The organism is Reichenbachiella carrageenanivorans (assembly GCF_025639805.1).
Lineage (GTDB): Bacteria > Bacteroidota > Bacteroidia > Cytophagales > Cyclobacteriaceae > Reichenbachiella > Reichenbachiella carrageenanivorans.
The window spans coordinates 1,595,098-1,620,867 of record NZ_CP106735.1 but is presented as its reverse complement, the minus strand read 5'-3'; the positions used below and the strand labels follow the sequence as shown (position 1 = coordinate 1,620,867).

General features: G+C 42.4%; 22 protein-coding genes. 13 read left to right on the top strand and 9 right to left on the bottom strand.

Going from position 1 to position 25,770, the window contains the following annotated elements; translation table 11 throughout:
* The first annotated feature begins 6 nt into the window (after nt 1-6).
* The 7 genes from glmS (at nt 7) to accD (ending at nt 7,178) form a co-directional block, all read left to right on the top strand.
* Nucleotides 7-1,842, top strand: a complete 1,836-nt coding sequence (gene glmS, locus N7E81_RS06500) for a glutamine--fructose-6-phosphate transaminase (isomerizing) (protein WP_263052477.1) — start codon at nt 7-9, stop codon at nt 1,840-1,842.
* A gap of 55 nt (nt 1,843-1,897) precedes the next feature.
* A complete protein-coding gene (locus N7E81_RS06495; RefSeq protein WP_263052476.1) occupies nt 1,898-2,275 on the top strand; it encodes a RidA family protein in 378 nt (125 codons plus the stop codon).
* Nucleotides 2,276-2,435: 160 nt separating this feature from the next.
* Nucleotides 2,436-3,977: a glutamate--tRNA ligase gene (gene gltX / locus N7E81_RS06490; protein WP_263052475.1), complete on the top strand. Its 1,542-nt coding sequence runs from the start codon at nt 2,436-2,438 to the stop codon at nt 3,975-3,977.
* Nucleotides 3,970-4,155 (top strand): hypothetical protein, encoded by a 186-nt coding sequence (locus N7E81_RS06485; protein ID WP_263052474.1) that lies wholly within the window; start codon nt 3,970-3,972, stop codon nt 4,153-4,155. Before gltX ends, N7E81_RS06485 begins: the two co-directional genes overlap by 8 nt.
* A gap of 12 nt (nt 4,156-4,167) precedes the next feature.
* Nucleotides 4,168-4,935, top strand: a complete 768-nt coding sequence (locus tag N7E81_RS06480; protein ID WP_263052473.1) for a TIGR00266 family protein — start codon at nt 4,168-4,170, stop codon at nt 4,933-4,935.
* Between the two features lie 108 nt (nt 4,936-5,043).
* Nucleotides 5,044-6,255, top strand: coding sequence for an NAD(P)-dependent oxidoreductase (locus tag N7E81_RS06475; protein WP_263052472.1), 1,212 nt, complete (start codon nt 5,044-5,046; stop codon nt 6,253-6,255).
* A gap of 80 nt (nt 6,256-6,335) precedes the next feature.
* Nucleotides 6,336-7,178 carry an acetyl-CoA carboxylase, carboxyltransferase subunit beta gene (gene accD / locus N7E81_RS06470; protein ID WP_263052471.1) on the top strand — a complete coding sequence of 281 codons (843 nt, stop codon included), beginning with the start codon at nt 6,336-6,338 and terminating at the stop codon, nt 7,176-7,178.
* A 59-nt stretch (nt 7,179-7,237) separates the two neighbouring features.
* Here accD and N7E81_RS06465 read toward each other — a convergent pair whose 3' ends face one another.
* The 6 genes from N7E81_RS06465 to N7E81_RS06440 all read right to left on the bottom strand — a co-directional run bounded on the left by N7E81_RS06465 (nt 7,238) and on the right by N7E81_RS06440 (nt 18,262).
* On the bottom strand, nt 7,238-10,486 hold the full coding sequence (locus tag N7E81_RS06465) for a T9SS type A sorting domain-containing protein (protein ID WP_263052470.1): 3,249 nt from the start codon (nt 10,484-10,486) through the stop codon (nt 7,238-7,240).
* 286 nt (nt 10,487-10,772) lie between these two features.
* A complete protein-coding gene (locus N7E81_RS06460) occupies nt 10,773-11,393 on the bottom strand; it encodes a lipoprotein signal peptidase (protein WP_263052469.1) in 621 nt (206 codons plus the stop codon).
* Between the two features lie 8 nt (nt 11,394-11,401).
* Entirely contained in the window at nt 11,402-14,779 is a 3,378-nt protein-coding gene (gene ileS, locus N7E81_RS06455) for an isoleucine--tRNA ligase (protein WP_263052468.1), read from the bottom strand.
* A 52-nt stretch (nt 14,780-14,831) separates the two neighbouring features.
* The gene (locus N7E81_RS06450; protein WP_263052467.1) at nt 14,832-17,156 is read right to left on the bottom strand and encodes an efflux RND transporter permease subunit; all 2,325 of its coding nucleotides are present in this window, start codon (nt 17,154-17,156) and stop codon (nt 14,832-14,834) included.
* 252 nt (nt 17,157-17,408) lie between these two features.
* Nucleotides 17,409-17,804: a TerB family tellurite resistance protein gene (locus N7E81_RS06445; protein ID WP_263052466.1), complete on the bottom strand. Its 396-nt coding sequence runs from the start codon at nt 17,802-17,804 to the stop codon at nt 17,409-17,411.
* 44 nt (nt 17,805-17,848) lie between these two features.
* Nucleotides 17,849-18,262, bottom strand: a complete 414-nt coding sequence (locus tag N7E81_RS06440) for a TerB family tellurite resistance protein (RefSeq protein WP_263052465.1) — start codon at nt 18,260-18,262, stop codon at nt 17,849-17,851.
* 406 nt (nt 18,263-18,668) lie between these two features.
* Here N7E81_RS06440 and N7E81_RS06435 point away from each other — a divergent pair, with 406 nt between their 5' ends.
* The 4 genes from N7E81_RS06435 to N7E81_RS06420 all read left to right on the top strand — a co-directional run bounded on the left by N7E81_RS06435 (nt 18,669) and on the right by N7E81_RS06420 (nt 21,874).
* Nucleotides 18,669-19,871 (top strand): sodium:calcium antiporter, encoded by a 1,203-nt coding sequence (locus N7E81_RS06435; protein ID WP_263052464.1) that lies wholly within the window; start codon nt 18,669-18,671, stop codon nt 19,869-19,871.
* Nucleotides 19,872-19,986: 115 nt separating this feature from the next.
* Complete coding sequence (locus N7E81_RS06430; RefSeq protein ID WP_263052463.1) at nt 19,987-20,580, top strand: 5-formyltetrahydrofolate cyclo-ligase; 594 nt, start codon at nt 19,987-19,989, stop codon at nt 20,578-20,580.
* Nucleotides 20,581-20,589: 9 nt separating this feature from the next.
* Entirely contained in the window at nt 20,590-21,558 is a 969-nt protein-coding gene (locus N7E81_RS06425; RefSeq protein ID WP_263052462.1) for a YpdA family putative bacillithiol disulfide reductase, read from the top strand.
* Entirely contained in the window at nt 21,551-21,874 is a 324-nt protein-coding gene (locus N7E81_RS06420; protein WP_263052461.1) for a hypothetical protein, read from the top strand. The genes N7E81_RS06425 and N7E81_RS06420 overlap by 8 nt, the downstream gene beginning before the upstream one ends.
* Here the strand turns inward: N7E81_RS06420 and N7E81_RS06415 are convergent.
* Genes N7E81_RS06415 through N7E81_RS06405 form a run of 3 tightly spaced genes read right to left on the bottom strand, consistent with a single transcriptional unit; the run spans nt 21,850 to nt 24,356 of the window.
* The gene (locus tag N7E81_RS06415; protein WP_263052460.1) at nt 21,850-23,226 is read right to left on the bottom strand and encodes an alanine/glycine:cation symporter family protein; all 1,377 of its coding nucleotides are present in this window, start codon (nt 23,224-23,226) and stop codon (nt 21,850-21,852) included. The genes N7E81_RS06420 and N7E81_RS06415 overlap by 25 nt on opposite strands.
* 12 nt (nt 23,227-23,238) lie before the next feature.
* Nucleotides 23,239-23,910 (bottom strand): arylesterase, encoded by a 672-nt coding sequence (locus N7E81_RS06410; protein ID WP_263052459.1) that lies wholly within the window; start codon nt 23,908-23,910, stop codon nt 23,239-23,241.
* A 38-nt stretch (nt 23,911-23,948) separates the two neighbouring features.
* The gene (locus tag N7E81_RS06405) at nt 23,949-24,356 is read right to left on the bottom strand and encodes a YciI family protein (protein WP_263052458.1); all 408 of its coding nucleotides are present in this window, start codon (nt 24,354-24,356) and stop codon (nt 23,949-23,951) included.
* Nucleotides 24,357-24,606: 250 nt separating this feature from the next.
* On the opposite strand from N7E81_RS06405, the gene panD reads away from it, so the two are divergent.
* A complete protein-coding gene (gene panD / locus N7E81_RS06400) occupies nt 24,607-24,975 on the top strand; it encodes an aspartate 1-decarboxylase (RefSeq protein WP_317624067.1) in 369 nt (122 codons plus the stop codon).
* A gap of 96 nt (nt 24,976-25,071) precedes the next feature.
* Nucleotides 25,072-25,770, top strand: coding sequence for an ABC transporter ATP-binding protein (locus N7E81_RS06395; protein ID WP_263052456.1), 699 nt, complete (start codon nt 25,072-25,074; stop codon nt 25,768-25,770).

Sequence of the window (25,770 nt, the reverse complement as noted above, 5' to 3'; positions counted from 1 at the left end):
CAAATTATGTGTGGAATTGTAGCCTATATTGGCGATCAAGATGCCTTCCCTTTGATCATCAAAGGACTTAAAAGACTTGAATATAGAGGATATGATAGTACTGGTGTTTCAGTACACGACCATGGACTCAAAGTGTATAAAAAAGCTGGAAAAGTAGCCGATCTCGTGGCTGCGGTAGAAGGTCAGAAAATCAACGGTACGATAGGCATCGGCCACACGCGATGGGCTACGCACGGCGAACCTAACGACCGCAATGCGCACCCTCATTTTTCTGCCAATAAGTCGCTGTCTATTATTCATAATGGTATCATCGAAAACTATGATACCATCAAAGAGCAACTTCTATCCAAAGGGTATTCGTTTGTAAGCGATACAGACACTGAAGTACTTATCACCTTCATAGAAGACATCAAAAAGCAAAACAACGTAGACCTAGAACAAGCGGTTCGTTCTGCCCTACATGCCGTAGAAGGTGCTTATGCCATTGTCATTCTGGATGAAGAAAACCCTGATCAGCTCATCGCTGCTAGAAAAGGCAGCCCAATGGTATTAGGCATTGGTAATAAAGAATATTTTATCGCATCTGATGCCACACCAATCATTGAGTACACCAACGAAGTGGTTTATCTCAAAGATCGAGAAATCGCTATTGTAAACCGCGAAGGCTTTAGAATCACCAATATTGATGATGTAGAGCAAACACCTTATATCCAAAAGGTGGAGATGAAACTCGAAGAACTAGAAAAGGGAGGGTATGAGCATTTTATGCTTAAGGAAATTTTCGAACAGCCTAACTCTATTGCGGATAGTATGAGGGGTCGGCTAGATGCTGTAAATGGCAACCTCACCCTAGGGGGCATATACGAATACGCTCAAGCGCTTATTAATTCCAGACGAATCATCATCTTAGCATGCGGCACTTCGTGGCATTCAGGCCTCGTGGCAGAATACCTATTTGAAGAATACTGTCGCATTCCTGTAGAGGTAGAATATGCATCAGAGTTTAGATACAGAAACCCAGTCATCCATGAAGGAGACATTGTCATTGCCATCTCCCAATCTGGAGAAACCGCTGATACCCTAGCCGCTATCGAATTGGCAAAATCCAAAGGTGCCATCATTCTTGGAATTGTCAATGTAGTAGGATCTTCTATTTCTAGAGTCACGCATGAAGGTGCTTATCTGCATACTGGGCCAGAAATAGGGGTAGCCAGTACTAAAGCCTTTACAGGCCAACTGTCCGTATTGACCATGATTGCCCTGAGCGTTGCTCATAAAAAAGGAACGATTACTCAAACTCGATACAAAGAACTCCTAGTTGAATTGTCTCGCATCCCTGCCAAAATAAAGGAGGTACTAGACAATAACTCAGTAGTAGAGGAAATTGCTGAGCGATTCAAAGACGCTAAAAACTTCATCTATTTAGGTAGAGGATACAACTTTCCAGTAGCACTCGAGGGGGCTTTGAAACTCAAAGAAATATCGTATATCCATGCAGAAGGTTATCCTGCTGCCGAAATGAAACATGGCCCTATTGCCTTGATCGATGAAGAAATGCCCGTGGTATTTATCGCTACAAGGGACAGCTCATACGACAAAGTAGTCTCTAACATCCAGGAAGTAAAAGCACGAAAAGGTGTAGTCATTGCTGTTGTCACGAAAGGTGACGCTTTGATACCTGCTTTAGCCGATTACATCATTGAGGTACCTGCCTGTGAAGAGGCTCTGATGCCTCTGGTATCTGTCATTCCGTTGCAGTTGCTCTCTTATCACATCGCAGTTATGCGAGGTTGCAATGTCGATCAGCCAAGAAACCTCGCCAAATCAGTAACTGTAGAATAACCAGTATCAAAATACTTTCTTGTTAAGTCAGTGACATCCTCTTTTAATTTGCCCCATGAAAAAAATCATCAACACAGAAAACGCCCCTGCTCCCATAGGCCCCTATAGCCAATCCACACTAGCAGGCAATACATTATATGTATCTGGACAGATTGCCATTGTGCCTGGTAGCGACCAGATTATGCTAGACAGTATAGAGGAAGAAACCCATCAAGTAATGAAAAACATGGGTGCCATCCTAGAAGCAGCAGGCACTAGTTATAGCAACGTAGTGAAGTGCTCTATTTTCGTCAGCGACATGGGCAATTTCGGGAAAATAAATGCTGTGTACGGTGAGTATTTTTCCAGCAACCCACCAGCCAGGGAAACGGTAGAAGTAAGCTGCTTACCCAAAAATGTGAATGTTGAAATTTCCTGCATTGCCGTTTTATAAACTAGCCTAGAATATTGATAAATTTGCGTGCCGGATATCCTCCGGCATATTTTTTTCAACCAATCTCAGGGTATACCTAAGAGGCCTGAATTGAATCAAAAGAATTTGAAACGACATGCCTTAAGGGCATAAGCCTAACAGTTGAGTAAACATTTGATCGATGAGTAACGAAATAAGAGTAAGATTTGCACCTAGCCCAACAGGCGTTCTTCATATAGGTGGTGTACGCACCGCCTTGTACAATTATCTGTTTGCTAAAAAGCATGGAGGAAAGTTCATCCTCAGAATAGAAGACACAGACCAAACCCGATTCGTAGAAGGAGCCGAACAATATATCAAAGATGCTTTGGCTTGGTGTGGTATCCAAATCGACGAAGGCACTGACCAAGGCGGCGACTATGCGCCATATAAACAGTCTGAGCGCAAAGAACTATACAAAAAATACGCACAACAAATGCTCGACGAAGGCACAGCTTACTACGCCTTCGATACAGCTGAAGAATTGGACAAAATGCGAGAAGCCCTGAAGGCGGCTAAAGCCAATTCACTCAATTATAATTCGATTACACGAAATACCATGAAAAACTCCTTGACGCTATCCGAAGAAGAGGTAGCTCAACGATTGGCTTCGGGAGAGCCTTATGTGATCAGAATAAAAGTACCCGCCAAAGAAGACGTCCGCCTCAATGACATGATTCGCGGCTGGGTCAACGTGCATACCTCCACCATGGATGACAAAGTTTTAATGAAATCAGACGGCATGCCTACTTATCATTTGGCCAATGTAGTCGATGACTATTTGATGAAAATCACCCATGTGATCCGTGGAGAAGAGTGGCTACCCTCTGCCCCCCTGCATGTCTTACTATACAGATATTTAGGCTGGGAAAACAGCATGCCACAGTTTGCCCATTTGCCACTTTTACTCAAGCCTGATGGCAATGGAAAACTCAGCAAGCGTGATGCCGCCAAACACGGATTTCCTATTTTCCCTATGGAATGGAAAGCCACAGCCGAAGATGCTGCACTCAAAGGTTTTAAAGAAGAGGGTTATCTGAATACAGCATTTGTAAACTTTCTTGCTCTGCTTGGTTGGAACCCTGGAACAGAAAATGAAATATTCAGTTTAGATGAATTGATTGAAGCTTTCACCATCGAAAGAGTGAGTAAGGCTGGCGCCAAATTTGACATAGACAAAGCCATCTGGTTCAACCAACAATACATTAGAAACCTCGCACCTAGTGACTTAGCCACTATGCTTTTAGAACAAGCACAAACTGCCAGCATCAAGTGTGACGAACAAAAAGCATTGGCCATAGCCGAGCTACTGCAAGAAAGAATTGATTTCATTCCCGAATTGATTTCTAAAGGCAAATACTTCTTTGAAGCACCTAGCGAGTACGTAGAAAAAGTGGTGAGAAAAAAATGGGACAACACCGCCAAACAGGTTTTTGAGGCTTTAGCCGCAAATATGAATGGTAAAAATTGGAACGCAGAAGATTTTCAAAATGGCTTAGAGCAAGCAGTCACTGCCTTAGATACCAAAGTAGGCATGGTCATGCAAATCTTGAGAGTAGCTATAACGGGAGAAGCTGGTGGCCCAGACTTAATGAGGGTCATGGAAGTACTCGGAACAAATGAAGTGGCTGATCGTATAAAAAAAGCAACTAATGCTTTTGATCAAGCAGCGAACAATGAGTAAAAAAAACAAAAACACTAAACCAAAGGTAAACCCAGCTCTCAAAGGGTTTGAAGTGAATATCAACTCCTTTGGCGAAATCAAATCCACATTGAAAATTGATGAACTCAATGCCTTTCTCAATGACAATGTGGAAGACAAAAAACTCAAAGATCGTGAAGATCTAAACCCACCAAAATAAACCCACTAACACATGAGAAGCCACGAAATCGACTACGAAATCAAAGGAGAGAGTATCCAAATCGTAGAAATAGAATTGGACCCAAGAGAAACCGTAGTCGCAGAAGCTGGCGCCATGCTCTTCATGGAAGACGGCATCGTCTTTGAAACCAAAATGGGTGACGGCTCAGAGCCAGATCAAGGTTTTTTTGGCAAACTTGTATCAGCTGGCACTCGTGCTTTGACTGGTGAGTCCTTGTTTATGACTCACTTTACCAATCACGGCTCTGGCAAACGAAAAGTAGCTTTTTCGGCTCCCTACCCTGGCACAGTGATTCCTGTCGACCTGCAGCAATCACCCAATCAGGAACTAATTGTACAGAAAGACGGCTTCTTGTGTGCTGCCTTGGGCACCAAAATATCTATCTCGCTCAACAAACGTTTCGGTTCGGGACTGATCGGTGGAGAAGGCTTTATCCTACAAAAATTACAAGGCGATGGTATGGCCTTCGTACATGCTGGCGGCACAGTCATCGAGCGCCAGCTCAACAACGAAACGTTGAGAATCGATACGGGCTGCGTAGTCGCCTACGAATCAACTTTAGATTTTGATATCCAATCGGCAGGTGGGCTCAAGTCCATGGTATTTGGTGGAGAAGGTATGTTTTTGGCTACAATGCATGGCACAGGTAAAGTCTGGCTACAATCTATGCCTATACGAAAACTCATTCAGGCCATTGCCCCTTATGGTAAAAATGCCACGAAGGAAAGCTCATCTATTCTTGGCGACTTTTTAGAATAGCAACAAACACCGAATCACAATCCTGTATTAGCCCTTCTTCAAATTCCGAATGGGTTAGAAATGGCGCATATTTGCAAACAACATTATTCATTCAAAAACCCATTGCAAATGTCGAAAATTGGCATCCTAAAAGAAGGCAAAATTCCGATTGATAGAAGAGTAGCCATCACTCCCTCTCAAGCTCAGTTGATCAAAGCGCGTTTTCCTAACGTGGAATTGGTCTGTCAGAAAAGCGACATCCGTTGCTTCTCCGACAACGACTATGCACAAGCAGGCATAGCACTGGTAGATAACGTGGCCGACTGCGACATCATATTCGGCGTGAAAGAGGTGCCTTTAGGACAATTAATCCCCAATAAGACTTATTTTTTCTTTTCTCATACAATCAAAAAACAAGAATACAATAGAGACTTGCTCAATGAAGCACTAGACAAGAATATCCGTCTCATCGACTACGAAACCCTAACCAATGCCCAGCATCAGCGCATCATAGCGTTTGGTAGATATGCTGGCATTGTAGGCGCATACAATGCCTTATGGGCCTTTGGCAAAAGATATAACCTCTTTCACATCAGGCGAGCACATGAGTGTTTTGATTTGGATGACATGAAAACAGAATACAGCAAAATCAAGTTACCCATTATCAAGATTGCAATCACAGGCGGTGGAAGAGTGGCTAAAGGAGCCATGGAGGTTTTACTCAGCATGAATATGCGCAAAGTCACTCCAGAGCGATTTGTCAACGAAGATTTTCAAGAACCCGTATTCACCCAACTCAACAGCCGTGACTATAATAGGCACAAAGATGGCAAAGACTTCAAACGTTCTGATTTTTTTGAGCACCCCGAAAATTTCGAATCTGATTTTTATCAATACGCCAAATCTACTGACTTGTTGATTGCTTGCGCATATTGGAAACCTGAAGCTCCAGTGCTATTCACTCGAAAAGAAGCAACACATAGAGACTTCAAAATCAATATTATCGCAGATGTGACCTGCGACATCGAAGGATCTATACCATCTACCATCCGACCTGCCACAATCGAAGATCCCGTATTTGACTATGACCCCACTACCGGACGGGAAATGCCTGCATTTTCGGATGAGGGCAACATAACAGTAATGTCTGTCGACAATCTACCCTGCGAGCTTCCTAGAAATGCTTCAGAAGATTTTGGGAAAGAATTAGTAAACAATATTTTACCCTGCTTATTGGGCGAAGACCCCGATCGAATCATCGAAAGAGCAACAATAACTAACAAAGGAAAACTCACAAAAGAATACGCCTACTTGCAAAAGTATGCAGATGGAAAAGAGTAAGACAGGAAATATCTAACCGCTAATATTCGAAAGTCTCTCAACTAATATATCTTTGCAATCCTTCTAATAAAAGGTAAAATATGGCTTGGTTTAACAGAAAAGACAAGGGCATCCAGACGCCTACTACAGCAAAAAAAGAAGCTCCTGACGGGCTATGGTACAAAACTCCTAGTGGGAAAATTGTACACATGCGCGAGCTCAAAAACAATTCGTACGTATCGCCTGAGGACGATTATCACGTAAGGATTGGCTCTAAGGAGTATTTTGAAATTTTGTTTGACAACAATGAATTTAAAGAACTGGACGCAGAAATAACCTCTGCCGACCCGTTGAAATTTGTAGATTCTAAGCCCTATCCGGCTAGAATAGCTGCTACACAAAAGAAGTCTGGCTTGACAGATGCCGTTCGAAGTGCCGTAGGCAAGATGCACAATAAAGACATTGTGATCGCATGTATGGATTTTGGATTTATTGGCGGATCAATGGGATCTGTAGTGGGTGAAAAAATCGCAAGAGCCATTGACTATTCGCTCAAGCACAAAATCCCATTCTTAATGATCTCCAAATCTGGCGGTGCACGTATGATGGAAGCAGGGTTTTCACTTATGCAAATGGCCAAAACCTCTGCTAAATTGGCTTTGCTATCAGAAGCAAAAATCCCATATATTTCTTTATTGACAGATCCTACTACAGGTGGTGTCACGGCGTCGTATGCCATGCTGGGCGATTTCAACATTGCCGAGCCAGGTGCGTTGATCGGATTCGCTGGACCACGTATCATTAGGGAGACTATAGGAAAAGATTTACCTAAAGGATTTCAAAGTGCCGAATTTGTATTAGATCACGGATTCTTAGATTTTATTGTGGACAGAAGGAGCCTCAAGAAAAAATTAACCACACTACTGGAATTGTTAGAAAACTAACCCAGAGGAGAAAAGCACTACCAAAAAGGGCTTCATGTATGTACATGAAGCCCTTTTTTTTATTCTCTCCTAAATCTTATACATGATTGGCCGTCATTCATACAAAGCTGGTACATCCCCACCTGGAGCTTTGAGGTGTCAATGTGCCATTTATTATCCCTATTTACTTGCGTCATACCCTGTATGATTCTGCCCTGCAAATCGAAGATATTGATGCGTAACGCATCATTTCCGACAAGGACGATTTCGTCTGAACAGGGATTGGGATATAGCAACAAGTTTGCCCGCTGGCCAGGCGCGACAGACAACACCCTCGCTGGTTTGACAGCCACTGTACCAAAAAGAGAGACCACAGCCCCCAAGTCATCTACTACTTCGGCTGAAACCTCATAAGTACCCGCAGATTCAAATATCAACGGAGCCGCCAACGGTACCTTGTCACTTGTTTTTAATACGCTTTCATCTACATAGATGGTCACACTCGATATACTGCCGTCAGGGTCCTTGGCCACTACCGAAAGTGAAAATTCTTCCCCCTCTTCTATTTCCTGATCTAATTCGTGCAAATTCCATGCAATCTCAGGCTGCTGATTCCCTTTTTGAGTAATCGTCAAGGTTCTGGTTTCACACCCTACTATTGAAACCGTACCCGTTCTGACATCACTCGACGCATTATTAGTAACATCTACGACTAATTGGCTACCCGATTGGACCACAGACAGAAAAGAATGATTGGTGGATGGAGACCATGCTTCCGATGACAAAACGGAAAGTACGACCTGATCATTAGGTGCATCCACTTCAAACGTGTGCTTCAAAAAATCAACACTACAGTCTTTTTCCGAAGAAGTAGGTAACGCTCTCCTCCAAGCACCCGCGCCCACAGTAGCCACATAGTAGTACTCTGTATCTTTAATACGTAAGATTTTAGCTTGGTTGCAATCGGACTGATAGAGGGATTGCACACTAGTATCTGTCCAATCTTGCCACAGCACAGAGCCGTCGGGTTGAATGGTACCAGCAAAGCTCCCTAGCCCTTTTTTGAATCCCGTTGCGTGTCGATTGATAATAATATACTGACCATTGGCCGCCAGGCCTGAGAAACTCATATATTGTGTATTGGTTACTGATTTTTCAGGGCGAAGAGTAAGCGAAGCCGCAATATCTAATCCTGTGAATTTCCAATTCCCTTTATTTGACCAATCGACAGTATTTATCGACTCGTTGATAAAGACACCAAATTGACTATTGATGGTTCCCGAAGCTACTAACCATGTATTTTCCCCACGATCTATGAGAGCGATGTCACTCACGTCACTGATTCCACCCGAAGAGGTCGTCCAATCAAAAACACCGCTGGTGTTCACTCCCTTTAGGATCAAATTGCCACTAGTGGCTGATCTTGCATAGACAATGGATGAATTATTAGGATCGACCCAAATATCTCTGATGTCGTAATTATCGAAAGAGGAAGGGGTGATTTTCTCCCAAGCGCCTTCTCCATCAATAATCTTCTGAATACCTGAAGTCATATATATACCGCCATTAGCCCCCGACTTACCTCTAATTCCAATATAAACACGCTCGGGAAATTTAGGATCGTAGTTGATAACTCTGAAATTCCTAGAAGGCAGCCCATTGGTGGTGCCCGACCCATTGGGTACTGCTCCGCCTATCAGCTTCCATCCACTTGGGTATCCAATATTTTCAGGATTGATAGTTTTGGCATAGATAGCCCCCACGGTTTGACTAGGGGCTCCGTAGCCTGCACGTAAGTCAGCGAGCACAATCGGTGTGGCCAATGGTATGGTTAGTACAGACATGGCATTGGTGCCATTGGGGGTTTGAGCGGAAGTCCATGAGTAACCATAATCAAGGCTCTGCATGATCCCATGATCTGCACAGCCCTGGATGGCATAATTGTCGAGCGCGCTCACATCATAAGCATAGGTAGACGAAAATCCACGTTCATGAGACATCACCACTGGGCCAAAGTCATGATCAATGATTTCCCCATATATTTCGTGCCACACGCTAGGACCACATGGGTAGTTTGGCTGTTCTTTATCACCCAAATAAACATTCTGACCACCCATCATCACAATCTGGTGCACACCCCAAAATGTAGGGCTATAGTCATAAGACCTCACGATCATGTCACGGTCTTCCCATCCCATTTCAAATTCAAAACAATTGTCTTCAGCAGGCTTGTCCACTACTTTGGCCCACTCATAATCCTTTAGACTTCCGTCCAATTCATAACTAAAAGTACCCTCCCACAGTCCTACTCTATGCGTATTGCCATTCCATACATTACCTATCAATACTTGATGGTTGGTCTGGTCAGACCTTGGATCTACTTCTGGTTTATACCATTCTACACTTGCACTCAAATCATCGGAGACCTGCTGCCATGTATCCGCAATACCTGTATCAGAGGTACTGGCTACAAAAAGACTGTAATTTTTTGGGCTACTACTCGTTTGGTAAACGGCGTAAATGTGATTGCCATCGGGCGAAAGACCTATGCCTCTAGAACCTCCATTGGGTCTGGAATTACAGGCTGTAGAATTGCCAGCTTTACCTAGCGCTTGGCTAGGATCATCGATCCGTGCAAAGGAGTCGCCTCCGTCTGATGAGAAGTAAACGCCAGCCGAACTGCCCAGGTAGATATTGTTGTCCGGGTCTATCTCCACGCTAAACACGTGTCTATAACCATCTGTAGGTTCATACTTTTTCTCTGCCCAAGTATCGCCTCCATCTTTGGAGATGTACACGATACGCTCGCCGTTTAATTTTCCTGAACTAAGCCCTTGCACCGGGGTAGTGATGGCTGCCTGACACTTCTGAGCATCTTTATTTTTCCATCCGGGAGCCAATACGATCAGCTGGTGATCTTGAGAGATGGCTATCGATGCGATAGCGTCACCTCTGGTAGGCTCTATCATGTCCCAAGTCACTTCGCTAGGATCGGCACCTGCGTTATCGCTATAGTGAGCACCATTCATTCCCCCTTCGAATACTCTCGTACCTCCCACTTGATTCATCACCAAAAAAGACATATGATGGGTCAGGTCTCGACTTACATGCTTCCACTTTTGACCAGAGTCATCTGAACGGTAGACACCTTCCATGTCGCTACAAAACCAAATTCTATTTTCGGTATGTCTGTCAAAAAAAACGTCTTGAACCTGCCCTCCAGCTCCAGGGTTAAGACTTTCCCAGCGATCTATTCCTCCCCATTCCGCAGGTTGACTTTGAAGTGCTTTTGCACTCAGCACTATAAATAATATTATTGAAAATCTCATAGTTATCCGTTTACACTGGTGAAAGTAAACGAAAAGAAAAGCGTTCAATCAATATGAGAAGGATAGGGACTTCGAATTTGAAAATAGCAAGTCACTTTTGGCCAGAGGAATATATTTTACCTCATTTTTTGGTTTCGAGGATCTCTTTATTAATAAGATTGATCCCATAGAAATATGACAACAGAGTAAATTAGAACTTCCAAAGCAAAGGAATAGAAACGTGTGCTAATAAAACAATCAAGTCATCTCATTCAGCGACATTGTAGCATACCTTCACTTGATTTTGTTATACCTCCGCTGTTTCTGTCTTCACGGCAGTATCATCACTTTCCTCCTCGTGAAAGAATCTCTTTTGAAATATAAGTATAGCCAATACGCCAATAAATATAGCTGCATCTGCCACATTGAATACTGGCCAGAGCGACATGTACTTGCCTCCCATAAACGGAATCCAATCTGGGATATGACCTTCCCAAATGTCCAAATAAAACATATCTACTACCTGCCCATAAAACCAAGGAGTGGGTGACCCTACAGGTGCATTGTCTAAAAACACACCGTAAAACGTACTGTCAATCACATTACCAATGGCTCCACCTAAAATCAAAGCAATACAAACCAGCATACCTTTATGTACACCTTTTTTGATCAGCGTATACAGATAGTATCCAATACCTATCATGGCCACCAGTCTAAAGAGGGTAAGCATCAGCTTACCATACTCTGTACCTAATTTCATACCGAAGGCCATGCCAGGGTTAGTGAGGTAATACAACTTAAAAAAGTCGCCAATGATGTGAATTTGCCCAGGCATACCCATGTCCATATTAAAATGAACCAACAGTTTGACCACCTGATCCAACAGGATCACTCCCAAACTCAATAAATAATACTTATAATACTTCACGCTATTTCTTAGTTATTAACAACATCCAGCTTTACTGATACTTTTATATCGTCCATTTCCAGCGCTTGTCCGCCTTCCAAATCCGAAACGATATTTAACTCATTGGCTTGTGTCTCCTGGCAAATATAATCCTTGAATGCTCCAACAGAAGCTTGCACGAGTTCGTCTGCACTTTGCAGCTGAACGACTATCTTGTCTTGTACTTCTAGTCCACTATCTTTTCTAAGATTTTGAATTCTATTCACCAAATCCCTCGCGACACCTTCTTGTCTCAATTCATCCGACAATTGAATATCCAAAGCGACGGTCAGGCCGTTTTCAGAAGCCACTAACCAGCCTGGGATATCCTGCGAACTGATTTCTACATCCTCCAAGGTTAAGGTAATTTTTTGATCTCCTAGATCTACTTCAAAGGCATTTTGAGCTTCTAATGTTGCTATATTCTCTTTGGTGAAAGTCGCTATTTTCTGCGATATGTCCTTCATTCGCGAACCGTATTCTTTACCCAGTTTTCTAAAGTTGGGTTTGATAGACTTAACTAATATATCTGATGTGTCGTCGATAAACTCTACCGCCTTCACGTTCACCTCGTTCAATATCAGCTCTTCTACAGCTTTAATGTGTGCTTCCGTTTCCTTATTCAATACGGGAACCATTACACGCGAAAGTGGCTGACGAACTTTTAATTTTTCTTTCTTTCTGAGCGAATGCACTAACGAAGATATCTTCTGTGCCATAGCCATACTAATCTCCAAATCCTTGTTGATCAAATCAGCATTGGCGACTGGATAGTTAGACAAGTGTACCGACTCATGCGACTCATGACCCGATACGGCATTTAGATCGCTGTATAATCGATCCATATAGAATGGCGCAATAGGTGAGGCCAACTTGGCAATGGTTTTCAGGCAAGTATATAGCGCCTGATAAGCTGCCTTTTTATCCTCATTATATTCACCTTTCCAAAATCTCTTCCTATTCAATCGAACGTACCAGTTACTCATGTCATCGATCACAAAGTCCTGAATCATACGAGCTGCACGAGTAGGCTCGTAAGCATGGTATGCTTCATCTACCTGAGCGATCAAAGTATTGAGCTTACTGATGATCCATCGATCACTTTCTGTACGATGACTATCTGACACTTCGCTTTCGCTAAAATTGAACTTATCCAAATTTGCATATAGCGCAAAAAACGAATAGGTATTATATAGGGTACCAAAGAACCTTCTTTGTACTTCAGCCACTCCTTCTATGTCAAACTTTAAATTATCCCAGGGGTTGGCATTGGCAATCATATACCATCGAGTAGCATCTGGACCATACTTAGCCAAGGTCTCAAATGGATTGACGGCATTGCCTAGTCGCTTCGACATCTTGTTACCATTCTTGTCGAGCACTAAGCCATTAGCTATCACGTTTTTGAATGATACTTTATCGAATAGCATCACTGCAATGGCATGTAAGGTAAAGAACCATCCTCTCGTCTGATCCACACCTTCGGCAATAAAGTCTGCAGGATAAACATTACTCAGCCCTCCTTCTGCCTGCGTAGCGTCTTTCGGATCATCTCCCATAAAGTGAAACTGTGCATAAGGCATTGCTCCAGAGTCGAACCACACATCGATCAGATCTGGCTCACGCGTCATTCGTTGTCCCGAATCACTCACCAAGAAAATATCATCCACATACGGTCTATGCAGATCAAAGTCTTCACCCAGTTCATCAGTCATAAACCCTGCGGCAATAGATTTTTTCACTTCTGCTTCGAGCTCTGCTATAGACCCAATACATTTTTGTTCGGTGCGATCTTCTGTCACCCAAATAGGCAACGGCGTACCCCAATAACGAGAGCGGCTCAGGTTCCAGTCCACCAAGTTTTCCAACCAATTACCAAATCTACCACTACCCGTAGAGGCGGGTTTCCAATTGATGGTATTGTTCAATTCGACCAACCGGTCTTTATAAGCGGTGGTTTTGATAAACCAAGAATCTAACGGATAGTACAATACAGGTTTGTCCGTTCTCCAGCAATGTGGGTAACTGTGTTCGTATTTTTCTACTTTAAAAGCTCTATTGGCTTCTTTCAAATGAATGGCGATCAGCACATCCGTCGGCTTAAAATCTGCCGCTGCACGCGCTTCGTCCGAATAATACTCTTCCTTCACATGCATCCCAGCAAAGTCCGTAACGTCAGCCACAAACCTTCCTTGTTTGTCTACCAATGGAACATCGTCGCCTTTATCATCCTTAGCCACGACAGGCGGTACGCCAGCGGCTTTAGAAACAAAGTAATCATCTGCTCCAAACAACGCAGCAGCATGGACGATACCTGTACCGTCTGCGGTAGTCACAAAGTCTCCCGCAATGACTCTAAAAGCATTGGCCTCAAGGTCTTCGTTGGTCACATATGGGAATAACTGCTCATACCTTACATCCAGCAAATCTGTGCCCACATACTCAGCCTCCACTTGCCAAGGGATCAGCTTATCGCCTCCTTTGTAATCGTCAAAAGCAATTTCCTTTGCTTTTTCAGAGAAGTATTTCCCGACCAAGTCTTTGGCTAGAATAACCGATATAGGCTGAAAGGTATATGGGTTGAAAGTTTTCACCTTCACGTATTTTATTTTTTTACCTACTACCAGTGCCCCGTTCGACGGTAGCGTCCAAGGAGTGGTCGTCCAAGCCAAAAAGAATAGCTCTTCTTCTCCGCTAAAAAATTTAGCTGACAGATCCGTTTTCTTTACTTTAAACTGAGCGACTACAGAGGTATCTTTCACGTCTCTGTATGTGCCAGGCTGGTTCAATTCATGCGAACTTAAACCTGTACCTGCTGCAGGAGAAAATGGCTGTACGGTGTAGCCCTTGTAGAGTAAATCCTTGTCGTAAAATTTCTTTAATAAGTGCCAAAGGCTTTCGATATAGTCTTTCTCGAAAGTGATGTATGGATCATCCAAATCCACCCAGTACCCCATCTTTTCGGTCAGATCGTCCCATTCATTTTTGAACTTCATGACCGCCTCACGGCATTTTGCATTGTATGCTTCTACAGATATCTTGGTCCCAATGTCTTCTTTGGTGATACCTAGCTCCTTTTCTACCTGAAGCTCTACAGGTAGACCGTGTGTATCCCAGCCCCCTTTTCTTTTGACTTGATAACCTTTCAGCGTTTTGTACCTACAGAAAATATCTTTGACCGCACGCGCCATCACGTGATGAATACCTGGCGTACCATTCGCTGAAGGTGGCCCTTCATAAAACACAAAAGTCTCAGCTCCTTCTCTTTCGTCTACCGATTTTTGGAATACATCATTTTTCTTCCAAAACTCTAATACCTCATTTGCTACTTCAGCATAATTGATATTCTTGTACTCTTTATAACTCAATGTTTTATTTTCTAATGCGGATTAAAAAACTAATTTCTACTAATGGAATGGGCTAGTTAGATTCCTTCACTTCAATCATGTCAAGGTCTATCTCCTCATCTTCGCGCTCATCATAAAATTCAGGATATTTTTCAATAAGTGGATGACTCTCAGTGTCTCTATTCCCTTTATCGAACCTCAACAACAAGGCTGGTAATACAATCAAATTGGTAAGCATAGCCATCAGCAATGTGGTAGAAGTCAGCGCACCCAAAGCCACTGTACCTCCAAACTCAGATGCAGCAAAAATCACAAACCCAAAGAACAAAATAATAGAGGTGTAAATCATACTGGCTCCTGTCTCCCTCAAGCTTTTGCTAACTGCCAAAGGCACGAAAAAGTTGTTGGCAAATAGTTCCTGTCTATACTTCGCCAAAAAGTGAATAGAATCATCCACCGAAATACCAAAGGCAATGCTGAAAATCAGGGCCGTACTAGGTTTCAATGGAATGCCTGCAAACCCCATCATCCCACCTGTGATCATCAATGGAATCACATTAGGAATCAAACAAATGATGATCATTTTGAAATTCTTGAATAGCAAAGCCATGATAAAGGCAATAATCACGAAGGCGATAATCATGCTGGTAATCAAGTTGTCTATCAAGAATTTGTTGCCTTTAATAAACAGCAGAGTGGTACCTGTAACAGCCACTTTCATTTTAGTCTCACCGAATATCTCGTCGATCTTAGGCTGAATCACTAGGTTTACCAATGAGTCGAGCCTGTTAGATCCAATGTCTGCAATTTTGAGTGACACTCTAATCTTCTGCCCAGTAGAATCTACAAATGCTTTGGATATACCTTGCTGATCAGATTCTTTTTTGAGATACCTGAAAATAAAATTCTTGTCCCTATTATTAGGCAAAGCGTATTTACCAGGATTGTCATTGTAAAAGGCTTGTCTTGTGGCTTTGATAAAACTCACTACCGATAAGGGCTGAGACACATGATCAAGTGAATTAAGAAAGGTCTCAAATTCATCAATCTTCTGCAAGTTCTTCAAACTCTGTACACCTTTTTTAGTACCAGTATCAATAATAATCTCTAGTGGCATCACTCCAGCAAAGTTTTCTTCGAAAAACTTCAAATCTTGCTTGACTTGGCTTTCTTCTGGCAAGTCGTCTACCATATAAGACCTCGCTTCTATCTTAGTGATTCCATAAGCTGAAAGAGCAACTATGACAGCAGTCACACTAAAGATGGCATACTTATGTCTGTGTACTAATAGGTCTAAGCCTGTCAGTACTTTGTCCAGTGCTACAAACTCTAAGTGCTTCAAATGCCTGCTAGACGGTGGTTTCAAATAAGAAAAAACCGCAGGGATCATGATCAAGCTCACCACGAAAGTGGCTAAAATATTGACTCCAGCAATGACGCCAAATTCTTTCAGTACTACAATATCCGTAAAGGCCAATACCAAAAAACCAACTGCCGTAGTGAAGTTGGTAATCAGGGTGACAATGCCAATCTTCCTGATGATTTGCTCTAATGCCTTTCTTTGATCTCCATGTTGGAAATATTCTTGATGATACTTATTGAGCATGTATACCGCATTGGGAATGCCAATCACCACAATAATCGGAGGAATCAGTCCTGTAAGCAGCGTGATTTGGTAATCAAACAGTGCCAAGGTTCCCATCACCCAAACGACTATCATCCCGATGATCAGCAGGGCAACGGCTACTACTTTGAATGACCTAAAGAAGAGAAAGAGTATAAACCCTGTAACCATTACCGAAAAGACCAAGAACATATTCAGCTCTTTTTTGATCTTCACTGTATTGATATATCGCACGAAGGGTAGTCCCGCATATCTTAGATCGATGCCCGTATGCTCTCTAAATTGCTCCGTAACCTGCAACACATCTCCCACTACCGTGTTTCTCGCCTTGGAATTCATTACTTCATTTTCGATCGTAACGAGTACCATGTTGGCACCATTCTCCGCATTGAGTAATTGGCCACTATAAAATTTTAAGCTTTGACAATAAGCGATCAAACTATCTAGCTTGGCCTGATCGGAAGGGATCTCATCAAATACATTTTCTAATTCAAATCTATTATCTTCTTTGTCCTTGACCAGACGCTTTAAACTCGGCAAACTCAGTACATCTTTGACGTACTTGATACTGGCCAGTTCGTCTGTCATATACTTGAGCTTACGGAAGTTGTCCTGCTCAAACACTGCACTGTCCTTGATACCAATAGCCAGAATATTGCCATCCTCCCCGAATTCCTGTTTGAACTCCTTAAAGAAGATCATTTCTGGATCAGTTTTAGGAACAATATTAGCCAAGCTAAAAGACCACTGCACAAACTGTGCTTTGTAAGCCATGAAAGCTGTAATACCGAAAAGCGTCAGAATCAATGAGAGCCTGAACTTGATTATTATATGCGAAAGTTTATACCACATGAGCGAAAATGAATCTGCAAAGGTAAGGATTTTTACTATTTATACAGGGTGTATTTTTTTTACCCTCTGATGCTAAAACCATACCGTTTTTAGCATCCATTTTTTGAATCTTTTTTCACACAAAAAAAGGAGGGTCAGCCCTCCTTTTTTTGTTTTGTTTGTATCTGGTGTAGATTAATTTTGGTACTTGAGTACTGCTTTCTTCAAAGACTCTCTATTAGCCACAATCCCTGGATCAGAGTATACCTTGGCCGAAAGCTCGGCGATTACCGCCTTTTTGAATCCTAGTTTCACGGCCACTTCTTCACAGTATTTGACTTCACTAAGAAATACCTCTTTGTCAATTTTCATCAATTGAACTACGTTGAATAGGTATTCAAATTTGTCATCGTCAGTCATTGCACCTAGCGGGGGCAGTGGCTCAGGGTTTTCAAGCAATCCAGTAATTTCCTCTTCAGAAATTCCATTGGCTTTGCCCACCATGAAAATCATGTCTTTTTCGTCATCAGCGAAGTCGTTGTCTATATTGGCCAACTTCACCAACATGCTTAGTTGCGATTTAATGCTCATTGTTTATTAAGGTTTATAAATGCAGGCGCATTCAATGGTAAAATTTAAATCAGTTTGTGCTTTTCTATGATTGTAAGGAGCGTGTCTCGGCTAGAGCCAAAAGCTGGATCTCCAAAAATCCGACTACTCAGTTCTTTCACCACTCGTTTTTTGTACCCAAGTCGCTCCGCTAATTCCTCACAAAATTTAATTTCACTTAAATATACCTTTTTATCCACTTTCATCAACTGAATGAGGTGATATAGGTATTCAAATTTATCCTCTTCGGAAAGATTTGTCAATGGCGGTAGCTCATGTTTTTTTTTACTAAGACTCTCATTAAATAATGAATCAAGTTCGACTTCTGGTATTTTATTGGCTTTTCCCAGAGTATAAATCATTCGCTTTTCTGTCTGCGACAATTGATTGTCGACAAGAGCCAATTGAATGAGTATGCTCATCTGAGTACGGTAGTCCATGTAGATTATTTTAGCTTAGAAATAAAGATACAAAAAATATTAGGATTGGCTGACTGATATGGAATCTGTCAATCATTAAAAAAACAACAAATTAGAAGAAACCAAGCTTCTCCCTCGCTATAGGCAGACCAGACCAATTTACGGTTGATGAATCTTTACATGTTGCAATGTTGCATCGGTCATTTCAAGCCATTCTTCAAGCATAGCAATCCAAGGTTAGCCCCATTTACGTACCTACATTCTAGCAGACAACAAATCCACATATTTGATTGAGGATTGCTGATAGTATGAAAAAATGCTTTAATTTAGAAACCCAATCAGCTTTTTAAAAACATTATATATATTGAGTTCTGCTTTCTTCAGCTAATAATAGCTCCGCTGAGCTTAACTTAAAATAATACAATATATGGGCATCATAATACCGTTGATTTTAATCGCCATAAGCTGTGTGGTAATATGGAGAGCTGGAGATGGCTTCATGACAGCATCTGAATACATTGGGCGAAACCTCTCAGAAGGTGTGCGTGGTGCATCCATCAATGCGATTGCCAGCTCGATGCCAGAAGTATTCACTTCCTTATTTTTCCTTTTTGTTTTACAAAACGCTGATGGATTTTCAGGTGGTATTGGTACTACAGCGGGCAGCGCCATTTTCAATAGTATGGTGATTCCTGCCGTATCGGTCATAGCCGTTATCGGCATCGGCCTTGCCAAAAGAATAGAAGTATCAAAAAAGGTGATGTTACGAGATGGCATTGCACTTATCATCACGGAGTTGATCTTCTTGGTATTGATCAGTGGCAACACCCTCGACTGGTATCATGGCTTAGTCTTGATGGGCGTATATGTGGTATACATCACTTACATGTTTATGTCGATGAAAAGCAGTCAGAAAAAAGAAGTTTCTCCTGATACTGTCGTAGAAGAGGAGGAGGAAGAAGAGGAAGAAGACCGTGGCCCAGCACCATCTTTTTTCATGAGTTTGCTGACCTTCAACCTAGAAGACTTATTTATTAGAAACAATAAAGTAACGGGCAAAAACGCATGGCCACTCTTGCTCTTTTCAACACTAGCCATTGCTATGGTATGCTACCTGCTAGTAGTAGCTTGTGAATGGATGGGAGCGGAAGTATATGAAGTGCCGTTTTTGGGCTCATTCAATGGCTTAGGTATTCCACTGATGTTTGTAGCCTTAGTTTTGGCTTCTGCAGCCTCAAGCTTTCCAGACACCATCATCTCCATCAAAGACGCCCAAAGAGGCCAGTACGACGATGCCATTTCAAATGCACTAGGTAGTAATATCTTTGACGTGTGTTTTGCACTCGGCTTTCCGCTGTTTATCTTCTGTATCATGCACGGCCCTATTCATATGGATTTGGAAATGGTGAATTTGAGTAGCGAACTCCGTTTCTTACTCTTAATCCTGACCGTAATCGCGGTCGTTATCTTTACTTCTACTAAGTATATTGGGAAACTAAAAGCATTCATACTCTTAGCGATATACTTCCTATTTATCGCCTACATCATAGGCAGAAGTGCTGACAATGAAATTGCGGCTAGCATTGCAGACTTTTTGGTTTCTACAGTACGCATGCTAAGCATCAACTAGACGCTAGATTAACAAAAAACAACAAAGGGGTTTTTAGGCATCGAGTAACTCGGCCTGGAAATCTCTTTTTTAGTACCCAGCCATCCTTTTCTCAACTAATGTTTAATTTCGAAACATGAGCGAGACCACACCCAAGGTTGATAAAAAAAAGTATCGCACGGTCTATCTGCGCAAAAGGAAAATGCTGTCGGCTAAGGATTTCGACCGAATGAATGCAAGGCTTCTGCTTCATTTTCACTCCTTTCTACAAAACCATAACGTCTTGTTGATTCATTCCTTTTTGTCTATAGACAAAAACAAGGAAGTAAATACTTGGCCACTAATTGAGTCGCTCAAAAATCAAGGCAAACAAATAGTCATTTCAAAAAGCAGCATGACGAGCAATGAACTCACGCATTATCTATTCGAAGATTACAAACAACTCAAAGAAAACAAATACCATATTCCAGAGCCCGAGTATGGCACATTGGTGTCTCCTACAGCTTTAGAAATGGTACTGATACCATTGATTGTCTTTGATCGAAAGGGACATCGGTTGGGCTATGGAGCGGGCTACTACGATCGGTTTTTGGCTGACTGCGCTCCCCACTGCCTGAAAGTGGGCCTGAGCCTAGCTCCTCCACTAGACGAAATTCCATTCGCAGAAGCGCATGACATCCCGATGGACTTTTGCATTACGCCAATAGGCGTTTACGCTTTCAAATCATAAATTTGCGACATGAATCAGCTATTAGATGTAGTCATTATTGGCGCTGGGCCTATCGGACTAGCCTGTGGGATAGAAGCCAAAAAAAACGGGCTTAGTTATCTGATTTTAGAAAAAGGTTGTCTAGTCAACTCGCTGTACAACTACCCCATGAACATGACCTTCTTTTCTACTTCGGAGAAGTTGGAAATAGGCGGTGTGCCGTTCATTTCACACAACAATAAACCGACCCGTGCAGAAGCCTTAGAATATTATCGACGAGTGACTACTTCATGGGATTTGAAGGTAAACCTATACGAAGGAGTCTCTAAAGTAAAAAAAGAAGGACATTTTGAGATTACAACAGAAAAGAATCAATACGTTGCCAAAAACCTCATCATAGCCACAGGGTTTTATGACTTGCCTTTCTTGCTCAATGTACCTGGAGAGAACTTGCCAAAGGTGAAGCACTACTACGACGAACCGCATCCTTATTTTGGACAAAAAATAATCGTAGTGGGCGCGGCTAACTCTGCGGTAGACGTAGCACTCGAAACCTATCGGAAAGGGGCGGACGTAACCATGGTCGTGCGCGAACCAGAGATCAACCCCAGAGTAAAATACTGGGTAAGACCTGATATAGAAAACCGCATCAAAGAGTCTTCTATCAAAGCCTATTTCAACAGTTCGATTGCTGAGATTAAAAAAACAGAGGTAACTATAGACACACCCAATGGAAAAGTAAATTTAGAAAATGACTTTGTGCTCGCAATGACTGGCTATCAGCCGAGTTTTACTTTTTTGAAATCACTAGGGATCACAATAGGATCGGACGATATGCAGACTCCAGCACACAACCCCGAAACCATGGAAACCAACGTGGCAGGCATATTTTTGGCTGGAGTGGTCTGTGGCGGATTGCAAACCAACAAGTGGTTTATCGAAAATTCGAGAGTACATGCAGAAATGATCACCAAGAAAATATTGCAGAGTGATGCCTGAGCCATTACCAACTCCTCTCATCGAAATATTCTTGATTAGTGCCTTTATGGGTAGCGTCACCTATCTAGTTTCTATCGCTACGCTCGCTTACGCGCTAAAACGGAAACACTTTTTTAAGTGGACTTATTTTCTAATCACAGCTGTGATTACCTTATTTCTTGGCAACCTTTGTGCATTATGGGTTTGGCTACGGTGGTCTTTCTCTTTCGACATTTTGTACGGATCACTCTTCCTTCCTGGCATTGTGCCTTACACCCTCCTTCCTGCCCTTGGGTATTGGCTCATTGCGGTCTACGCCTTCAAGTCCGAGAAATAGCGTTTGGCTTCTTTCAACACTTTTGGAGACAAGTATATGGCTGATATCATGGTAGGTATAGCCATCAGGCCATACATCACAAAAATCAGATTGACTACCCCATCCAATGACCAAACAGATCCTATCACAATAATTGAAACATACCAGTAGTTAAACAAATGACCGTATTCGGCTCCAAAAAGGTAGGAAAAACATTTTTTACCGTAATAAGCCATTCCGAAAACGGTGGTAAAGGCAAATATCAATACTGGAACAAATAAAATATAATGCCCCACATAAGGGATAGAAGATTCAAAAGCCTGAGCCGTTAAGGTAATTCCATCACTCCCACCAGCCTGCCACACGCCCGTAGACAAAATACAAAGCCCTGTCATCGTGCACACAATCATCGTGTCTATCACTGGCCCAAGCATAGCTACTAGGCCTTCTCGAATGGGCTCGTCTGTCTTCGCTGCCCCGTGCATCATAGGAGCTGTACCTATCCCTGCTTCATTCGAAAATGCAGCTCGTTTGGCTCCTTCTATAATCACAGCTCCAACAGCACCTCCTAACACTGCATTTGCAGTAAAGGCATCTTCAAAAATCAAGAAAAAATTAGTCCAAACAGATGATGCATTGACAATCATAATGGCCAAAACACTCAGACCGTAGACCACCACCATGGCTGGCACCAGTTTAGAAGCCACATCAGCGATACGCTTCAACCCTCCAAAAATGACCAAAGCCGTAAAAAAAGTAATGACTAAGCCGATCAAAATATTGACTATCAATTCATCCTCTCCAACCATCCCCATCGGCCTTAGGATAACATCTTTAGTCACCTGCACGATTTGATTGGCCTGAAAAATGGGCGTAGCACCAAACAATCCCGCAACACAAAAGAATGCCGCCAAAGGTTTCCATACCTTAGGCATGCCTTCTCTGATCACATACATGGGGCCTCCTTGCAAATCTCCCTGACTATCTTTGCCTCGATACATCACCGCCAATGAGCAAGTGAAAAACTTGGTGGTAATGCCAAGCAAAGCGCTGATCCACATCCAAAAAATAGCTCCTGGGCCTCCAGCTACTATGGCCAATGCCACTCCACTGATGTTGCCCATACCTACCGTGGCAGCCAAGTGCCCCGACAGGGCTTGAAAATGACTGATTTCTCCTTTTTCCTCAGCATTGTCATATTTGCCTCTCAGTACATCAATGCCATGTTTGAAATATCTAAAAGGAAGAAAACGGGCATAAATAGTAAAATACACGCCTCCTCCTAAAAGCAATATCAACAGAGGCATACCCCAGACATAACCAACTGCGACAGTGAAAAAATTCTCTAAAGACTGTAAAAGGTCTAACATCATTGGGAATAAAAGTTATAATATAGTGACCAGTACTTGCCACACATTTTCGGCCAGTATCTGATGACCTTCTGGTGTGGGGTGGATGCCGTCTTCGAGATTGAGGGCTGGATCTCCCGCCACACCTTCGAGTAAAAACGGAATTAATGGGATCTGATATTTTTCGGCCAATGCAGGGTAAATCTGCTGAAAGCTATCTGCATATTCCTGTCCCATATTGGGAGGTATCATCATGCCTGCCAATATGATTTTACAAGTGGGATATTTCTGTTTTACTTTTTCTATGATAGACGATAAGTTCTTTTCTGTTTCGGCAGTACTAATCCCTCTGAGCCCATCATTGGCTCCTAGTTCCAATACAAAGATGTCCATTGGGTTTTTCATTACCCACTCCACACGTGAGTTGCCACTTGCTGTAGTCTCTCCACTGAGGCCGGCATTTACCGTCCGATAACCCAACCCTAACGAATCCAATCGCTCTTGAATAAGCGCAGGAAAAGCTTCGGACAAGTCGAGTTTATAACCTGCCGTAATACTATTACCAAAGAAGAGAATAGTTTTTTTAGAAGAAGGCTGAACGACCTGTTCAGCTGTTTCGGAAGATGCAATGGGTGTATTCGTTTCCTTTTTTTGAGATTGACAACTCATTAAAAAAACAAACCCGACGAGTATAATTGACCAATTCATCCGCCGAAGATAAGAAAATTAGCTCACCCTTTCCTTAATCACTTTAGTCGGCTCCCTTTAGCTGCCCACCAAGGGTGAACTTCTATAGCGAGTCGGCCAGCTTTTACTGCGGGGTCGTTGCTAATGATGCTATCGGCTTCGGCCTTGGTGGCTACATCGTAAATCACAACACCTCTCATGTCACCATCGTCGCCAAAAGGCCCAGCGATAAGCAATGCACCCGATTTGCCATTGGCGCTCATGTAATCAAGATGAGCTTGCTGAATTTCAGCAGCTTTGACAGAATCCAAATCAGGCTTGTTCTCCACTCTTTTCAAAAAACCCATAAAATATTGCTTCATGATATAAGTCGTGTCGCCATCTTGATAAGGAAATTCTCTTGGTGTTTGGCTATAGCCTAAATGAACAATTAAGACCAGAAAGGAAAATGCAGCTAGTTTTTTCATAATCAGTACTGTTGATTTGAAAAACCAAGATACAGAAAATCCCTCATCCATCACTCCACGAGAATGGGGCATTTATGAAGCCACATGCAATGCTTGACTATCCTCCATAAGGAGAATAGAAGCCAAACCTTTTTCAGGTTATTCATGTTTAGGTAAAAACCCCTAATTTTGTGGAGTTAGATTCTATTGGCTGTTGAAATGTTTAATTTCGCGGCACAACATTAAAGTCAAAAAGCGTATGAGATGGATCATGAGATCGAAGATTCACAAAGCGGTAGTCACCGAAGCGAATCTCAACTATGTGGGTAGTATCACTATTGACAAAGACCTAATTGATCTGGTGGGATTGAGAAAAGGGGAGAAAGTGCAAATTGTAAGCAACACCTCTGGCTCTCGTTTGGAAACTTATGTAATCGAAGGACCTCGCGGCTCAGGAGCCATCTGTATGAATGGGGCGGCTGCGCATCTCATCAAAGAAGGTGAAGAAATCATTATCATGGGTTACGAGCTCACGGATCAAGAGATCAAACCACAAACCATCTTGGTAGACGAAAACAACAAATTTGTGCAGTGGCTCGAAGAATCTTATGAGCTGAACCGTGACATGAATTTTAATTAATTTTTTCTGAAGATGAGAACTTTGGAAAAGGTGAACATGCTTGCATTCATAAACTTCTGGCATTAGTTTTCGTAAAAATCGGAAACAACAGATTTCATGTCAACAATTCTAAAGGTAGAAAACCTTTCCAAATCCTATCAAAGTGGCGGCAAATCGCTGCAAGTACTCTACGACATTAGCTTCGAACTTCAGGCAGGTCAGTCTCTCTCCATCGTAGGACCATCTGGCAGTGGCAAAACGACCCTTTTAGGCTTAGTCGCTGGGCTAGATCAATCGGACAGTGGGTCTGTCGAAATCAACCAAATCAAACTAAATAATCTTAGCGAAGATGATCGTGCACAGGTGAGAAACGAACAGATCGGGTTTATCTTCCAAAATTTCCAATTGATACCTACCCTTTCGGCACTAGAAAACGTGATGGTACCGCTAGAACTCAGAGGAGATAAAAAAGCCAAAACCGTAGCCAAGGATTTGCTCGCCAAAGTAGGGCTGGCTAATCGGGCAGAGCACTATCCTAGTCAACTATCTGGCGGGGAACAGCAACGTGTAGCCATCGCAAGAGCATTTTCTAACACACCCAAAATCCTATTTGCCGACGAACCTACTGGCAACTTAGACGAAGAGACTGGACAAAAAATAGAAGACCTATTGTTTACACTAAATAGAGAAAAAGGCACGGCTCTGGTACTAGTCACTCACGACTCCGCTTTAGCAAAAAAAACAGATCAAGTCATTCGCCTCAAAGGCGGAAAAATGATGACTGACGCTACGCTCAAGACTTCGATCGCCAGCTGA

What these genes read in the sequence shown, in the direction of transcription:
- glmS (WP_263052477.1), top strand. Translation starts at nt 7, where the DNA reads ATGTGTGGAATTGTAGCCTATATTGGCGATCAAGATGCCTTCCCTTTG.
- N7E81_RS06495 (WP_263052476.1), top strand. Translation starts at nt 1,898, where the DNA reads ATGAAAAAAATCATCAACACAGAAAACGCCCCTGCTCCCATAGGCCCC.
- gltX (WP_263052475.1), top strand. Translation starts at nt 2,436, where the DNA reads ATGAGTAACGAAATAAGAGTAAGATTTGCACCTAGCCCAACAGGCGTT.
- N7E81_RS06485 (WP_263052474.1), top strand. Translation starts at nt 3,970, where the DNA reads ATGAGTAAAAAAAACAAAAACACTAAACCAAAGGTAAACCCAGCTCTC.
- N7E81_RS06480 (WP_263052473.1), top strand. Translation starts at nt 4,168, where the DNA reads ATGAGAAGCCACGAAATCGACTACGAAATCAAAGGAGAGAGTATCCAA.
- N7E81_RS06475 (WP_263052472.1), top strand. Translation starts at nt 5,044, where the DNA reads ATGTCGAAAATTGGCATCCTAAAAGAAGGCAAAATTCCGATTGATAGA.
- accD (WP_263052471.1), top strand. Translation starts at nt 6,336, where the DNA reads ATGGCTTGGTTTAACAGAAAAGACAAGGGCATCCAGACGCCTACTACA.
- N7E81_RS06465 (WP_263052470.1), bottom strand. Translation starts at nt 10,486, where the DNA reads ATGAGATTTTCAATAATATTATTTATAGTGCTGAGTGCAAAAGCACTT.
- N7E81_RS06450 (WP_263052467.1), bottom strand. Translation starts at nt 17,156, where the DNA reads ATGGCTTACAAAGCACAGTTTGTGCAGTGGTCTTTTAGCTTGGCTAAT.
- N7E81_RS06445 (WP_263052466.1), bottom strand. Translation starts at nt 17,804, where the DNA reads ATGAGCATTAAATCGCAACTAAGCATGTTGGTGAAGTTGGCCAATATA.
- N7E81_RS06440 (WP_263052465.1), bottom strand. Translation starts at nt 18,262, where the DNA reads ATGGACTACCGTACTCAGATGAGCATACTCATTCAATTGGCTCTTGTC.
- N7E81_RS06435 (WP_263052464.1), top strand. Translation starts at nt 18,669, where the DNA reads ATGGGCATCATAATACCGTTGATTTTAATCGCCATAAGCTGTGTGGTA.
- N7E81_RS06430 (WP_263052463.1), top strand. Translation starts at nt 19,987, where the DNA reads ATGAGCGAGACCACACCCAAGGTTGATAAAAAAAAGTATCGCACGGTC.
- N7E81_RS06425 (WP_263052462.1), top strand. Translation starts at nt 20,590, where the DNA reads ATGAATCAGCTATTAGATGTAGTCATTATTGGCGCTGGGCCTATCGGA.
- N7E81_RS06420 (WP_263052461.1), top strand. Translation starts at nt 21,551, where the DNA reads ATGCCTGAGCCATTACCAACTCCTCTCATCGAAATATTCTTGATTAGT.
- N7E81_RS06415 (WP_263052460.1), bottom strand. Translation starts at nt 23,226, where the DNA reads ATGATGTTAGACCTTTTACAGTCTTTAGAGAATTTTTTCACTGTCGCA.
- N7E81_RS06410 (WP_263052459.1), bottom strand. Translation starts at nt 23,910, where the DNA reads ATGAATTGGTCAATTATACTCGTCGGGTTTGTTTTTTTAATGAGTTGT.
- N7E81_RS06405 (WP_263052458.1), bottom strand. Translation starts at nt 24,356, where the DNA reads ATGAAAAAACTAGCTGCATTTTCCTTTCTGGTCTTAATTGTTCATTTA.
- panD (WP_317624067.1), top strand. Translation starts at nt 24,607, where the DNA reads ATGAGATCGAAGATTCACAAAGCGGTAGTCACCGAAGCGAATCTCAAC.
- N7E81_RS06395 (WP_263052456.1), top strand. Translation starts at nt 25,072, where the DNA reads ATGTCAACAATTCTAAAGGTAGAAAACCTTTCCAAATCCTATCAAAGT.